This is a genomic window from Staphylococcus lutrae, assembly GCF_002101335.1.
Lineage (GTDB): Bacteria > Bacillota > Bacilli > Staphylococcales > Staphylococcaceae > Staphylococcus > Staphylococcus lutrae.
The window spans coordinates 431479-447076 of sequence record NZ_CP020773.1 but is presented as its reverse complement, the minus strand read 5'-3'; the positions used below and the strand labels follow the sequence as shown (position 1 = coordinate 447076).

15 protein-coding genes are annotated in these 15598 nt (G+C 36.7%); 8 read left to right on the top strand and 7 right to left on the bottom strand.

What is annotated here, in order from left to right:
* Positions 1-410 precede the first annotated feature (410 nt).
* From tsaE to tsaD, 4 genes are read left to right on the top strand one after another with little or no spacing between them, the layout of a single operon-like run.
* Positions 411-869: a tRNA (adenosine(37)-N6)-threonylcarbamoyltransferase complex ATPase subunit type 1 TsaE gene (tsaE, locus tag B5P37_RS02250; protein ID WP_085236683.1), complete on the top strand. Its 459-nt coding sequence runs from the start codon at positions 411-413 to the stop codon at positions 867-869.
* The gene (gene tsaB, locus B5P37_RS02245; RefSeq protein WP_085236680.1) at positions 850-1506 is read left to right on the top strand and encodes a tRNA (adenosine(37)-N6)-threonylcarbamoyltransferase complex dimerization subunit type 1 TsaB; all 657 of its coding nucleotides are present in this window, start codon (positions 850-852) and stop codon (positions 1504-1506) included. The genes tsaE and tsaB overlap by 20 nt, the downstream gene beginning before the upstream one ends.
* Before the next feature lie 23 nt (positions 1507-1529).
* On the top strand, positions 1530-1955 hold the full coding sequence (gene rimI / locus B5P37_RS02240; protein ID WP_206168696.1) for a ribosomal protein S18-alanine N-acetyltransferase: 426 nt from the start codon (positions 1530-1532) through the stop codon (positions 1953-1955).
* A complete protein-coding gene (tsaD, locus tag B5P37_RS02235) occupies positions 1948-2970 on the top strand; it encodes a tRNA (adenosine(37)-N6)-threonylcarbamoyltransferase complex transferase subunit TsaD (RefSeq protein ID WP_085236676.1) in 1023 nt (340 codons plus the stop codon). Before rimI ends, tsaD begins: the two co-directional genes overlap by 8 nt.
* Before the next feature lie 506 nt (positions 2971-3476).
* On the opposite strand, the gene B5P37_RS02230 is transcribed toward tsaD, so the two are convergent.
* On the bottom strand, positions 3477-5435 hold the full coding sequence (locus B5P37_RS02230) for an ABC-F family ATP-binding cassette domain-containing protein (RefSeq protein WP_085236674.1): 1959 nt from the start codon (positions 5433-5435) through the stop codon (positions 3477-3479).
* A 152-nt stretch (positions 5436-5587) separates the two neighbouring features.
* Here B5P37_RS02230 and B5P37_RS02225 point away from each other — a divergent pair, with 152 nt between their 5' ends.
* A complete protein-coding gene (locus B5P37_RS02225) occupies positions 5588-6235 on the top strand; it encodes a redox-sensing transcriptional repressor Rex (protein WP_085236672.1) in 648 nt (215 codons plus the stop codon).
* A 579-nt stretch (positions 6236-6814) separates the two neighbouring features.
* Entirely contained in the window at positions 6815-8302 is a 1488-nt protein-coding gene (locus tag B5P37_RS02220; RefSeq protein WP_085236670.1) for a sucrose-6-phosphate hydrolase, read from the top strand.
* A gap of 167 nt (positions 8303-8469) precedes the next feature.
* Here B5P37_RS02220 and agrA read toward each other — a convergent pair whose 3' ends face one another.
* Genes agrA through B5P37_RS02200 form a run of 4 tightly spaced genes read right to left on the bottom strand, consistent with a single transcriptional unit; the run spans position 8470 to position 11223 of the window.
* On the bottom strand, positions 8470-9186 hold the full coding sequence (gene agrA, locus B5P37_RS02215; RefSeq protein ID WP_085236668.1) for a quorum-sensing response regulator AgrA: 717 nt from the start codon (positions 9184-9186) through the stop codon (positions 8470-8472).
* Complete coding sequence (agrC, locus tag B5P37_RS02210; RefSeq protein WP_085236666.1) at positions 9167-10492, bottom strand: quorum-sensing sensor histidine kinase AgrC; 1326 nt, start codon at positions 10490-10492, stop codon at positions 9167-9169. The genes agrA and agrC overlap by 20 nt, the downstream gene beginning before the upstream one ends.
* 28 nt (positions 10493-10520) lie before the next feature.
* On the bottom strand, positions 10521-10655 hold the full coding sequence (locus tag B5P37_RS02205) for an AgrD family cyclic lactone autoinducer peptide (RefSeq protein WP_085236664.1): 135 nt from the start codon (positions 10653-10655) through the stop codon (positions 10521-10523).
* 1 nt (position 10656) lies between these two features.
* Positions 10657-11223, bottom strand: a complete 567-nt coding sequence (locus B5P37_RS02200; protein ID WP_085236662.1) for an accessory gene regulator AgrB — start codon at positions 11221-11223, stop codon at positions 10657-10659.
* A 391-nt stretch (positions 11224-11614) separates the two neighbouring features.
* Here B5P37_RS02200 and B5P37_RS12315 point away from each other — a divergent pair, with 391 nt between their 5' ends.
* Positions 11615-11695, top strand: coding sequence for a delta-lysin family phenol-soluble modulin (locus B5P37_RS12315; RefSeq protein ID WP_145951851.1), 81 nt, complete (start codon positions 11615-11617; stop codon positions 11693-11695).
* 376 nt (positions 11696-12071) lie between these two features.
* Here B5P37_RS12315 and B5P37_RS02195 read toward each other — a convergent pair whose 3' ends face one another.
* Positions 12072-12887, bottom strand: a complete 816-nt coding sequence (locus B5P37_RS02195) for a carbon-nitrogen family hydrolase (RefSeq protein WP_085236660.1) — start codon at positions 12885-12887, stop codon at positions 12072-12074.
* Between the two features lie 268 nt (positions 12888-13155).
* Here B5P37_RS02195 and B5P37_RS02190 point away from each other — a divergent pair, with 268 nt between their 5' ends.
* The gene (locus B5P37_RS02190; protein WP_169710761.1) at positions 13156-14343 is read left to right on the top strand and encodes an SdrH family protein; all 1188 of its coding nucleotides are present in this window, start codon (positions 13156-13158) and stop codon (positions 14341-14343) included.
* 404 nt (positions 14344-14747) lie between these two features.
* Here the strand turns inward: B5P37_RS02190 and mroQ are convergent, their stop codons facing one another.
* A complete protein-coding gene (gene mroQ, locus B5P37_RS02185; RefSeq protein ID WP_085236656.1) occupies positions 14748-15515 on the bottom strand; it encodes an intramembrane glutamic endopeptidase MroQ in 768 nt (255 codons plus the stop codon).
* Positions 15516-15598: the final 83 nt, after the last annotated feature.

Genomic DNA, 15598 nt, shown 5'->3' with positions numbered 1-15598 from the left:
TTGCGACTAAAGCTCCAGTCCTAAGCGTAATAATAAAATGATAATATGATTTTGTTGTTGATGCGTTGCGACTGTATGGGTTTTCATCATTAATACGCTCCTTTTCTTCTTAGAATGGTGAACGGAAGACGAACGAATAGGTATCGCCATGTCTCCAGTTTATCGTTTATCAGTTCATTATAATCCTTAATGTTTGAATTGGAAGAATTATCTAAAAATTACATGACATTAATTTACCTTATAACTGAAAAGAAGTCAACAGAAATTAGTGAGTTTTCTGAAAAAATTTTCGAGTTTGTATATTGAGTTAGAATCATTATACAAATAATAGAAGTATAAGAATGAGTCAAGTCAAATCACTTAAAATTTGTTACAATAGATAAGAAAATCGAGTCAGGAGTGCGAATAGAATGAGAATAAAAAATAAAGCAGCGATGCAAGCATTCGCCAATGTCCTTGCAACGCACCTTACCGCACAAAACGTCATATTGTTAGACGGAGATTTAGGTGCAGGAAAAACGACATTAAGCCAGTTTATCGGTCGAGCGTTAGGCGTAAAGCGTCATATCAGTTCACCGACTTTTAATATTATTAAATCTTATCGCGGCGACACGCTTAAATTTCATCATATGGATTGTTATCGATTAGAACATTCTGATGAGGACTTAGGTTTTGATGAATTTTTTGATGATGATGCTGTCACAGTGATCGAGTGGAGTCAATTTATTCAAGACTATTTACCAGACCAATACTTGAAAATTACAATTCAAGTGATTAATGAAGAAGAAAGAGAACTTGTGCTTGAAGCAAGCGGTTTACATTATGAGAAAATAAAGGAGGTGCTTGACCATGTACAGTTTACTGATTGATAGTGCCAATCAACCATTATCTGTAGCTATCATGAAAGACGGTGAAGTGTTGCTCACTTATACGACAACGATAAAACGCAATCATTCAGTACAACTCATGCCGATGATTGAATGGTTAATGAAACAAGCTCAGCTCAAGCCACAAGACTTGAGCGAGGTCATTGTTGCAGAAGGACCAGGTTCTTATACAGGGCTACGTATTGGTGTGACCACAGCTAAAACATTGGCTTATACATTAGGTATTCGATTGTATGGGGTTTCTTCTCTAAAAGCGCTGGCCGTTCAAATACATTCACCGCACAGTTATATTATTCCGGTGATGGATGCGCGACGAAACCATGTATTTGCAGGTGTTTATCAATGGCAAGCCGATCGACTTGTTAATGTGATGGAGGATCAATATCTATCATTAGAAGCATTGATTGCACAATGGCAGACGGAAGACCATGTCATCTTTGTCGGGCATGATGTGACTCAATTTGAATCAGAACTTGCGTCATTGACATGTGTATCACAGCCACCTCGTGCAGACGTAATGTATCAACTTAAGGGAGAACCACGGGACGTTCATACTTTTATTCCACAATATCTAAAACTATCAGAGGCGGAACAAAATTGGTTAAACCAACAACAATAGACGATCAACTTCGAATTAGACGCATGGTCCTTGAAGATGTCCCGACCGTTTACCAACTTGAACAACAAAGCTTTAGTCAAAGTTCGTGGACGATAGATGCATTTTATTACGAATTAGAACAAAATCATTTTGCACATTATTTTGTACTGGAATTTGAAGCACAGATTATTGGTTATTTAGGAATATGGATTGTTGTCGATCAGGCACAAATCACGACGATTGCTGTCGATGAATCTTACCGTGGCCTTGGATTAGGACAACTATTACTGAAACATGGGCTCAATTTTGCGAAAGCTGTTGCAACAATCATGAGTTTAGAAGTACGGATTGATAATGTCGTGGCACAACATGTCTACCAAAAACTAGGGTTTCAATTTGGTGGCAAAAGAAAAAATTATTATGGTGATGGAGAGGATGCATTAGTCATGTGGGTGAATTTAAATGAATAAGCAAATAACGATTCTCGCGATTGAAACGAGTTGTGACGAGACAAGCGTCAGTGTCATTGAGAATGGAACAAAGATTTTAAGCAATTGTGTATTAAGTCAAATTGAGAGCCATCAACGTTTTGGGGGTGTCGTTCCTGAAGTCGCAAGTCGTCATCATGTCGAAAATATGACAATCATGATTGAGAAAGCTTTGCACGAGTCTCAAAAGAACATGGCTGATATTGATGCGATTGCTGTGACACAAGGCCCTGGACTTATCGGTGCACTTTTAGTCGGTGTCAATGCAGCGAAAGCGTTGGCATTTGCACATGACAAACCTTTAATTCCAGTCCATCATATTGCTGGCCATATTTACGCAAATCAACTGCAGAAGGGCTTTACGTTTCCGCTTATTGCATTAATTGTTTCAGGTGGCCATACGGAACTTGTTTATATGAAAGACCACTTGCAATTTGAAGTAATCGGTGAGACCCTTGACGATGCAGTCGGTGAAGCATACGATAAAGTTGCACGTAAAATTGGTTTACCCTATCCAGGTGGCCCTGCGGTAGATCGACTTGCAGCAGTAGGGGAAGAGACCTATGCGTTTCCACGCGTATGGTTAGAACGGGAACGTTATGATTTTAGTTTCAGCGGATTGAAAAGTGCGGTCATCAATCAATTACATCAGGCTAAACAAAAAGGTGAAACGATTGTCCCAGAAAATGTTGCAACCAGTTTCCAAAATAGTGTGGTCGAAGTCCTCGTTGGAAAAGCAATGCATGCATGTGAGGCGTATCAGGTTAAACAATTAATCGTTGCTGGCGGTGTGGCAAGTAATAAAGGGTTACGACAGGCACTAGAGATAGCAACAGCAGAAAAAGGCATTGAACTTGCCATTCCAGAACCACAACTTTGTACGGATAATGCGGCAATGATTGGTGCGGCTGCCTATGAAATTTATTTAAAAGGAATCCGTGGAGATATGGCAATGAACGGTCTAAGTAGTATGGATATTGAAATGTATAGAGATTGAATAAAATGGTGAGCACATGCGTATCACGTGGCTGTCGATAGAACGGCTTCGAGGCGCATGTGCTTCGTTGTTTTAGCGCTATCTTCAGGCCGAAATGATGATTAAAGTTCAAAAACAGATTTAAACAGGGAACCTATCACCAATCAATTTAAAATGAATGGAATCACTGGGGTTCAATCGCTGTTGTTACAAAGGTTTAATCAGAACGTTTCAAATGTGGAAATAGAAGAGAAGGATAAGTTCAGAAGTAGGGAAAAACCATTGGAAGGGTTAAATGTCAAGAGGGAACATGCGTACTTATGCACAAGTTGTTAAGAAGGTGTGTATAACTTTGATGATTAATGGTGGATAAAGTGTGGCATCATGTGAATAAATCAATGTTAGAACGGGGATATGCTTGTGGATATCGGGGATAACTTTGTGGATAGTTGATATGACTGTATTTGATATGTGGATGATTTGTATATAGATAGTGCATAATAAAAACACTGTAGTAGAAAATTCTACTACAGTTCTTGTGATTTTTCTTCATATAAAGCCAATTCAGATTGTAAATTTTCCCAATTTGCCATGATTTGTTCTAAAGATTGTTCGATAGTTAGGCGTTCTTCAGCAAGCATTTGTGTTTTTTCATAGTCGTGCATGACTTTTTCATCAGTCATTTCATAATCAATTGCTTCCAAACGTGCTTCGAGCTCAGTGATTTTTTGTTCTTCGCTTTCAATTTGTCGTTCAAGTTTTCGTTTTTCACGCTGTAGTTTTTTTTGATCTTGATATAAGTGTTGCGAAGTGGATTGCTCCGATTTATGCGCTACAGATTCATGCTGCTTTTCATATGCAGCGATGGCTTTTTGTTGTTCTAGTTTTTCTAGATAATATTGATAATCGCCGAGGTACAGTTGGCCGCCATGCGCGTTTAAATCAAAAATACGATTTGCTAATTGATTAATAAAGTAACGGTCATGCGACACAAAAATCAATGTCCCTGCAAAGTTTTTAAGCGCTTGTTCTAACATTTCTTTCGAATCGATGTCAAGATGGTTGGTCGGTTCGTCTAAAATTAAAACATTATTACGCTCAAGCATTAATAAGGCGAGTTGCAAACGTGCCTTTTCACCCCCGGAGAGATCGTTAATGATTTTAAGAACATCATTTTGTGTGAAGAGAAAGCGCCCCAGTACACCGCGAATATCTTTTTCAGGCATTTGTGGATATTGGTTCCAAACATAGTCTAAAAGAGATTGATTGGAGCGAAATTCAGCTTGTTTTTGATCATAGTAACCCACTTTTAGATTTGCGCCTTCGACAATTTGACCGGAAAGAGGGCGCAATCGTTGCGCTAATGTTTTAATCAGTGTGGATTTTCCAATACCGTTAGGACCAATCACACCGATATGATCGCCTTTGTTGATCTCAAAATGAATAGGCGCCGTTATGGCAGCATCATAACCAATGACTAAATCTTGAATGCGCATCACGTCGTTTCCAGTATTGCGGTCGAAATCAAATTGAATGTTCGCACTTCTCGCATCGAGCATAGGTTTTTCGATGCGCACCATTCTTTCTAACATTTTACGGCGACTTTTTGCCATGCCACTGGTCGAGGCACGGGTAATATTTTTCTCTACAAACGTTTCAAGTCGTTTGATTTCCCCTTGTTGACGTTCGTATTCACTGAGTCGTTTTTGATAGTATTGATCGCGTAACGTGATGAATTTAGCATAGTTTCCAACATAGTGCTTCACTTCACCGAGTGAAACATCATATATTTGTGTGACAATTTTATCTAAAAAGAAGCGGTCGTGGGAAATGATGACAATGGCCCCTTTAAAATATTTTAAATAGTCTTCAAGCCATTCGGTCGTTGCCATATCTAAATGGTTGGTCGGTTCATCGAGTAAAAGGATATCAGGCTCACTCAACAACATCTGCGCAAGTGCGAGACGTGTTTTCTGACCACCACTGAAATCTTGTATTGGGCGATGATAATCTGTTGTACTAAATCCGAGTCCATTCAGTACGGTTTTTATTTTGCTCTCATATTGGTAGCCGTCTTGTTGTTCAAATTGATTGGATAATTGCTCATATTTTGCGATATGGGCTTGATACGCATCAGATTCATAGTGATCTGCATGTGCTGCAAGCCAATCCGCTTCGTCTTGCATTCGTTGTCCAATTGTTTTTACTTCCTCAAAAGGGCGCGCCATTTCTTCTAAAACGCTATTTTGTGTGTTAAGTGTCATTTGCTGTGTTAGATAACCTATTTTTAGACCTTTTATTTTAGAAATATGGCCAGAGTCATAGGGTTCAACTTCGGCGATAATTTTCATAAGTGTAGATTTTCCAGCCCCGTTTCGACCAACAATGCCGATACGTTCACCCGTTTTTATTTCAAAATGAACCCCTTCAAAAATTGTTTCACCATCAAACGATTTTGTAATCTGACTTAATTGCATTAAAATCATAGGCACACTCCTTTCATCCTATTTATTGTACAATAAACCCCCATGCTATCAAACTGTTAAAGTTTTCATATGTATTAAATTAAGTTATAATAATGAGCATAAAGTGTGAACACCATCACATGTATTAGAAATGATTATCGGAGGACTTCATTATGGGAAAATCAATGAACAAAATTCCTAGAGCAACTTTAAAACGTCTCCCTTTGTACTATCGATTTGTGAACACTTTAAAAGCGAAAGGCGAAGATCGCGTTAATTCAAAGGCAATTAGTGAAGGCTTAAATATAGATTCAGCAACCATTCGCCGAGATTTTTCTTATTTTGGTGAGTTAGGTAAAAAAGGATACGGCTACAATATTGATAGTTTACTAGATTTTTTCAAATCAGAACTCAGTGATTCAGATGTCATTAAAATTGGTGTTGTTGGCGTTGGGCATTTAGGTACGGCCTTAATTTCATATAACTTCTCAATTCATGATGATATGACAATTACAGAGGCATTTGATATTAGCGAAGAGATTATAGGGACGACAGTAGGAGACGTGACGGTCAAATCAATGGATGAAATTAAAGCAACTGTAGCAGCAGGTGATTTAGAAGTCATAATCATTGCTACACCAGAATCTGCAGCCCAAGCCGTCACAGATCAGTTAGTAGAAGCGGGTATCAAAGGCATTCTTAACTTTACACCAAAACGCGTGAACGCCCCGCAAAATGTTCAAGTCCATCAGATAGATTTAGGGGTTGAATTGCAATCATTACTCTTTTTTATGAAGAACTACGGTACCATAAAGTCATAGTAGTCTATATGACGCTCAATCTCATCGTTTGTCTTCATATTTGAATCATGTAATATTTGAGTGAGATGCTTTTTCATCTTATTAAATACATCGATTTAAAGCGCTAATTTCTATCAAATTGGGTAGGAATTAGCTTTTTCTATTGTCAGTGAGATTGGCAAGACGATTGTTGTGAGATGATGACATGTTGAATAAGTTAGGAAAATGAGTGATGCATATAAGTTGGATAAATCTGCAGAACCCTATTTAAATGAAGTCTGTATGGCAAGTCATATGAAATGAATTTGTTGAGAATTTAAGGGTGAATTTATGATAAAATAGCGAGTGAGACTAAAAGAGGAATCTATACATATGAAGTCAGATGATGACGAAGCAAGACATGAAATCAAAAGCGTAATGATCATTTTGAGCCATGTTAAGTGATACATCAGTGATCAAATGACACATGCCGTTGAAATCGATATGAGGCCATGCGTGTGGTTTGATAACGAATGTGATATGTAAGCGGCTTGATGTTGACGCTACTTTTGAAAGTCATTAATGATGTATAGGATGGCCAATACATTAAGGAGGTACAATATGGAGCAATGGAGTAGAGAAAAGCGTTATCGTAAATATGAAGCAGCAAGTGAACAAGAAATACAAATATTAACAGACAAAGTCAATGCATCTCCATTTCGACAAACTTTTCATATTCAGCCACCAACAGGATTATTAAATCATCCCAATGGGCTTATTTTTTTTAACAATCACTATTATATTGCACATCAATGGTTTCCTTTAGGTGCGGTACATGGGTTGAAATATTGGCGATTATTGAAAGGTCAAAATCTCGTGCAACTTGAAGACCAAGGTATCGGATTGCGTCCAGACAATGAATATGATAGCCATGGTGTCAACAGTGGATCGGCATTTGTATTTAATGAAACATGCTATTACATGTATACAGCAATGCATCGTGATTCAGAGTGGCACGGTTATAGGAGTCAAATTGTGGCACGCGTAAATGAGGATGGGTCCGTTCAGAAAATATTACCTCCTGCCATTCCAACACCGCCTTCAGGTTATACACAGCAATTTCGAGATCCTAAAGTATTTGAAAAAGATGGCAAATTATATGCGATGATAGGGGCACAGCGTCATAATCAAACCGGTTGTATCGTATTATACGAGGCTGTTCAACCAGAAGGGCCTTGGCAATTTAAAGGTGAAATTAAAACAAACTTAGATCATTTTGGAGTAGTATGGGCATGTCCCGATTATTTTCAAATACATGGGAAAGATGTTCTCTTATTTTGCCCGAGAGGCGTCACATCAAAAGATGACAGATATCAAAATCAATATCTAAGTGGTTATATCATTGGACATTTAAACTTTGAAACATTAGTGTTTGAGCATGGTCCATTCATTGAATTGGATCAAGGGTTTGATTTTTATGCACCACAAACGATGTGTGATGAAGTGGGACGTCGTGTGATGATGGCGTGGATGGGACTTCCCAATACGAATTATCCTACCGATGATGAGGGATGGGCACATTGTTTAACCTTACCTAGAATCTTAACGATTGAGCATGATCGGCTAAAACAAAAACCACATATGGATTTGAGAAAATTACGTCAAAATGAGGAAGTCGCACTTGGCTATGCAAACAAATTTGTTAAGCAATTACACCCGTATGAAGGGGTACAATACGAACTTGTTGTTGACATTCTTGAAAATGAAGCGTCAGCGTTTGAATTACAATTGCGAGCATCGCGAGAAGAAGCAACGATTATTCGATATGAAACAGGAACGCGAATGCTGTCGCTTGAGCGTTTTGATAGTGGGGCGTTACCTTATCCCGTTGAAGGGACAATGAGGAAAGCACAATTGAACACTGAGCTCACGCGATTACGTATTTTTGTAGACACATCAAGCATTGAGATATTTTGTAACGATGGAGAAAGTGTGTTGTCCGCTAGAATTTTCCCACAGGTCAGCTCAAATAAAATTAAAGTTGTGACGGACTCTGGTCAAATTTATTTAAAAATGACGAAATATGATTTGATACCTGTGAATGAGTAATGAGACGTTAATCACTATCTAGAAAGAGCCTAAAAATGGAATAGGGATGAACGAATGATGTATGATTTGTGTCCCAAGTCAAATACACCCCAAAAGATGGTTTGAATCCAACTTTTGGGGTGTATAACGTGTGCTTGATTTTTAAAGAAATAGGATGAACAGTCAGCTTAAATTTTTTTGATATTTCTTACAGAGACGTAGCAAAACTCATCATTTTTAAAATAGACGATACGTTCTTTTGAGTCTATGCTACTAATATTTCTTCTGTTTAAAACAAAACTGTTGTGACATCTAAAGAAACGATCATCTAACTGTGCAAGCTCTTTAAGATTGCCATAAAACTCGATTTGTCGATTATCCAAATGAGCAATTAAGCGATGAGATTTAGGTGAGGATTCGAAAAACATGACGTCATCATAGCTCACGTAAACAGAGCTGCTCCCACGTTTTAATTCTAACGTCTCAACAGTATGATCTTTAGTCAACAAATCAAGCCGTTTTAAAGCCGTTTCTAGACAGTCAATAATCCGTGTTCTCAGTTCATCTGGATCATCTTTAAAAATAAAATCCATTGCAGCCACTTTGTAAACAAAAGTGAGATAAGTGAGTTCACTATGACTCGTGACAAAGATGATATTTCCAATTGGGTCGTGCTTGCGAATCTCACTACCGAGTTTAATCCCGTTGATGTCTGACTCTAATTGAATATCTAAAAAATAACAACCCACATCAGTCATATTTTTAGACGTTTCCAAAATGGCATACGGATCATCCGTGACGATTTCAATTTCCATAGGTTTTTCTTCAATCATGATGTAATTTTCAATGATAGAGACCATACGCTCACGCTGTTTTGGATCATCTTCACAAATCAAAATTTTCATTATTCACACTCCCTTGTTCCTCATCGTTCATAATTTCCAATTTTTGCACAAAATAATGATTTTCAATCGTCGTATCAAGGAATGCATTTTCAGTTTGATCAATAATTTCTTTCAAAGTGGTTAAACCAATACCCCGATTTTTCCCTTTAGTCGAAAATCCGTCTTGCATTAACGTATGGAGTTTGGGCATGTCTTTCGGTGCTTTGTTCATGATCACAATCAACACGGACGTGTCCGTTTTGATAAATGCGATTTGTATCATTGGATTGTCAATCGCATAAGAAGCTTCAATTGCGTTGTCTAAAATAATACCTAATGCCCGGCTTAAATTAATAGATTCCATATGGATTTCAGTAATTTCATCTGCGACTTCCACACTGATTTCAATATTTTTTTCTTGAGCTTGTAAAATTTTAGTCGTGATTAAACCTTTAATTTCTCGAACTTTTAAGTTTTCAACGCCATTGAGTTTAACCGAGTGTGATTCAAAGTCACTTTTAAGCGGACTAATATGTTCATGATAGTATTTTTTCAATCCTGGTAAGTCATCTTCGCGTAAGTACTCAGACATGGTCAACAGGATGTTAATATAATCATGACGGAATTTCCGCATTTTATTGTTAATCTTCTCTATTTGTAATGTATATTTGTAATAATCTTCTAATTCTTGTTTTTTTCGTCGATAATTCATTTCACGTTCAATCGTTAAAGTGGTTACAATAATCAACAATGCAAAGATTAAAAAGGAAATAAAATAAATAACACCTAAAGTTTTAAACTCATTCATGGTGTCGACGGACTTAGGCATTAAATAGAAAAAGACGTAGACACCCACAGCTAAGGCTAAAATTAAAAGTGTTAAATATAAACGATTTAAATGTAACCATGAGAGTTTGAATTTATTCAGGACGAATACAAGGATAAATGCTAAGAAATAGCAACAAAGCGCAAAGAATAACGTATACAAAACGATAGAGACATAATCATTCACATGAAGATTGATTAAGTATGTATAAACAATCACACCAAAAAAACTACTTATGGTCAAAATAAGTACTGTAATCAATACTGAAATAATCCCAAGCGCCTTCGCACGTTTGTAGTAAAAAACAAAAAAGGCTAGGATGAAATAAAAAAGACTATAGCGTTCAAAAATAAAATATAGAACAAGTCCAGGGATTACAATCCCGACAAGTATCAGGAAGTAATCCCTAGAAGTATATTTGTATTTCTGAATCATGCCTGTAATTGAGGCGAATAGAAAAGTTTGAAACAACACAGTTAATGTAGATAAAACAATTTCCAATTTTTATACACGCTTTCTAAAAATTATTTTATTCTTCTTCTAATAATTCTTCAGGAATTTCAGGTTCATCGAAAAATCCAAAGCTGAAAGGGATTTTCGCAAAGTTACCGATGGATTGGAAAAAATGAACAATAAAGTTAAGAATGCTATCGAAAAATTTCATGTTAAGTTTCCTCCTTAGACTTAAAAATAGGTAATAATGTTAAAGATTGTAATATGGCACCATACAAAATAAATTTGTTATACGGTTCAGAAACGATGAATGATGCGATGATGAGTAGCCCCATTGCAAAACAAGATCGAATTTTTAACCCTTTAATTCTTTTCTTTGCAATCGGTTTCTTCTTAGTCGCTGCGGGAGCATATCTCACAACAAGGAATGATCCCAATATAACCAATAATAACAAATATACAAACGGAATGTCATATCGCACTATTAACCATGGTACAAAAATAAAAAATAAAATGTTTTGAATATGGCAAAGTATTGAATTTTTTGCGTGCGCACCGTTTGAATAAAATCGTAAAACAAGAAAACTTATGTGAACAATTAGCGTGTATAAAAATAAGTGTAAAAGGAGTGCGAGCCCATAAGTAACGACAGCTTTAGAGAAATTAATGACAACTACTTGCATGCCTAAGCGTACTTTTAAAAATTCGATATGACTCAAATTTTGTTTTTGCTGTAGCTTAAGCGCTAATCTTTCGATGCCGTTATCAATGAATTTCATGACCTTCCTCCTTAATAACATTATAAGACACAATGTTTCAATTGATAGAAATTTTGCCTAACTGTTCAATAATTTTGCCTAACTGTTAAAAATAAGAATTATATTTAATACTAACATATTTTTTCCTACAGTTAAGCATAAAAAATGTTAAGTTACGCAATGAATGACACAAATTCAAAGAAACGTGTTCTAATATAGACATAATCACATTAAGTGATTGAGGTGAAGCGGTTTTGTAAAGCGTGTCTACCGCATGATTTACAAAACAAGCTGTATCAAGTTAAATTCAGATATTCTTAGTCATTGTATTCTTCGCTCAGCTTACATGGCTAAGGAAGCAACAATCTATTAAAGTCTTGATTTTATTTATACTTTAAGGAGGTGCGCGAACATGGCTGGAGATATCATTAGCACAATTGTTGATTTCGTTAAGCTTATCGCTGAAACAATCAAAAAGTTTATGAAAAACTAGATTTCACAAGCTTTACTGTTAAAATCTTTTTCCTTACTTAGACTAAAGTAAAATCAGGTTTCTGTATTGAAACCATTACAGCAATATTTAATAATCGGTAAATTCACTAAATTTTTTCATAATTAATAACATCCCCAATTAAATAGAATAACTGTAAATTAAAAACATTCCCTTAATATGAAAAACAGGCGAGTCCCTCCCAAGCTCGTCTGTTTCTTTTTTAATGTATTTTAGTTTTATCATAAATTGGACTGAAGGAAGTTCAACCATTTCCGCTTACAAAATGCCCTCTATTGTAAACAGCATAGCCACTTATCAGATGACAATGTGTTTGACATATAAATTGTGATAGAAAGTATGGCACAATCAATCAAGGTCATTCAGATAATCGCTTTACTTTCTGACCGTAGCGATACACGTCAGGTCGCATATTATCAAAAACAGGAATTGCTAAACGCTGCTCGTCCACTTGTTGAAGGTCGAGTTTAACTGTAATGACCGCTTCATCGGTGGAGGCTTCTGCGATGATTTCCCCATTAGGATCAATCACCATTGAATGACCGGCATAGGTTGTTTTACCATCATTGCCACTTCCATTGACAGCAACAACATACATATCATTTTCAATTGCTCGCGCTTGCAAAAGTTGGCGCCAATGGGACAAACGAACTTGAGGCCATTGGGCAACATAAAACATAATCTTTGCCCCTTGTGCTGCCGGATAGCGACTTAATTCTGGAAAACGTAAATCATAACAAATGATTTGTGAAACGGATGTTCCATCAGACAGCGAGAAAGGGTAAGGCACCGTCTCGCCTTGGGTTAAAAACTCAGGTTCATTTAACATTGGAACGAGGTGTATTTTATCATATTCAAAAATTTTTTCGCCTTGGCGATTCACCGCAAATGCCGTATTATAGATGCCCTCATTCTTTTTATTGGATACAGAACCAGCAATCACATCTACGTGATACTGTTTTGCTAATGTTTTTATAAAAGGATAACTTTGATTTAAATCCGTATCTGCTTTATTTTGCAATGCATCCAGTGCGTAACCGTTATTCCACATTTCAGGAAGAACAACGACATCGGTTTGATTATCTAAGTGATGTTCAAATAATGTTGAAATTTTTTGCATGTTTTGCTGTATATCACCATATGCCACATTAAATTGAAAAAGTTGAATTTGCATCGAATAGCCCCCTTATTGTCTCATTAATTCCAGTTTACTAAATTCTAAAAAGTTTAACAAAAATCCTAATTGAGGTCAACTGTATCAAGGTTAGGGTGGTATTCTGTGTTCGTTTTGTATATACTGGCTGTGATGAATTTTAAAATAACGAGAGGTGGATGGCGTGATAAAAAATAAAAATAGTCATGTGATCAAACGGCTAATGAAAGTGAATGTGTGTACAGTTGGCATGTTATGTGTTCTATCGCCTCTTAATTTTAATACCAGTTTGGCAAAGTCGATAGAAATGAACGCGGAGATGTCAGCCCATTCACTCAATGCGCAACAGAACTTCGAAACTTTTGTGCAAGCATATCCAAACCATACATTAGCAGAGCCACTTTACAATAAGACTTTGGAGTCAGAAGACAGTCATGAGGGGACAGTAGACATAGGCCATCAGCCGATGCCACCATTAAGGCCTCATACGAATTTAATACGGTTTTTAACAAGTGAAAATCAAAATGGAATGTCTCAAATGGGACGTGCTGACGCAAGCCCATCAACATCTAATTCAGAGCGTGATACTGACAATACCAATAAAGGCAAGAAAGATAACAATCCAGCAGAACCCTCTACTGATACAACGACTGACTCGCCGAACCATAAAGAGACGGATGAAGATCAAAAGAAACCTGAAGCGCCTGATCAAACCGATGACGCATCAAAACAACCTTCGCCAGATACACCTCAGACACCATCGAAGGATGATCAACCTTCACCGTCGCCATCACATGAAGAAAAGGATGATGGGGCGTCACACACGACAAATTCAGAAACATCGAATGGACATGCGCAAAAACAAGAAAGTGAAGGCCATGCACATCAACACAATCCAGTGCCGTCTACACCTTCTCCGGCGAAAGTGGAGCCGTCTAGCGGACATCAAGCTGAAACAGGGTATCAACAATATATTAACCGTGTGAACAATAGCTATAAGTACAATCCACTTTTATTAGAAGAGATTTTGCGTTTAAGTCGCACGGGTGTCATCCGAGAAGGCGATGTTCAAAATTTAGGACGTAAAGAAAATTTTGTAAACAATCAATATTTAGATGAATTACAACAAAGTACAGATTATTTTCGGTTTCAATACTTTAATCCCATCACCTCAGAACAATATTATGACCGTTTAGATAAACAAGTTTTAGCCTTGATTACAGGGCGTTTTGGTGCGATGCCAGATTTAAAAGCGAGTAGCCAAACAGACGTGGAAAGTAAAAATCAGCAAGATAAAGTAAAAAAGATTGAACAATATGGAGAAAATATAGATCATCAAAACATGAATCATGATGTGGAAAAAAAGCAGACCCCAATGAGTTATAAGCCAATGATTTATATCGGTTTAGTGATGGTCGGTTTTGTAGGTATGTTAAGCATGATTTTCTGGAAACGTCGAGATCAATCATGGAAATAATTGAAGCATGAAACGCAGAGTCAGAGTATATTAAACGTTTCATCATTTTGACCTTAAAGTTAAACATATCGAGTAAGACAGCGACATCTACAATAGATAGAAATGATGCTGTTCTGAAACATAATAGCGGACTTCATATATCCCCATATAAAAGCGCATGTATTTTAAGCTTTTATATGGGGTGATTATCATTTCATGCACAAGTGAACGATTATATCAGTATAAACCTATCATCGTTAACCGGATGAGGTGATTCCATATCGTGGTCATTTCCTCGCAAAAATGACAAAAACATGCGCATGATTGGCAGCTAGGTTAAAGTAATCAGCAACCGCAGTCGAATAAAAAAACTACGACGATACAATACTGTATGTCGCAGCGCGTGTTTATTCAAATGGGACGAACTAAAATGGGAAAACGGCTTGTAAAGTGTTTACAAACAAATGAATCATTGATGTGTGTTTCACAGCCTCTTCAACTACATTTTGAGGTAACATCAATTGAATAAGTGCGACAATTCCATTTTGAGCCATATGGATGCCCATTGCGACACTGAGTCGTTTCGTATAGACATAAAACCCAGAAAAAATAATGCCCATCACGAAATACGCTAAGAAATGTGAAAAATCCATGTGAGCAACTGCAAAAATAGTAGAACTGATTGTCGTCGCGATTGCAAATTTTATCCCTTTTCGTGCTCGAATCGCTTGATATAATTCACCAAATAAAACTTTTCGAAAAACAAATTCTTCTAATAGTGGTCCAACAATTGCAATTAAAACAATGAACACCGGCATTTGACGTGCAATTTTGATAATGCGTAATGTATTCTCACTTGCAGGACTGGCACCTAAAAAATGAACTGAGAACAAGTTGACAATGATTTGAGATAAAAAAACAATCCCCAATCCAACGAGGATATAAGGTAAAATATAGCGTTTTTTCTCTTTGGTTCCTTGCTCAAAACTGAGTTTATTTTTCACTGAAAATTGCATGATGACAATGATGAATGCAACGATGATAAACGCGATCACTTGTATTGTGATACTTTGTTGTAGCAATGCTTCTTGATTCGTCGTTTGTATCCATCCTATTGCGAGTGCAAAATAAGTTGAAAATTGAGCAAAAATATATAGTAAGACGGTTAATAGTGATACCCAAATTCTATTCATGATTTTCCTCCATTCACAGTTTTATATTTTAACTGAATTTTAGTAGAGAGACAAACCATCAAGCGTTTATGCTTGAAATTTTG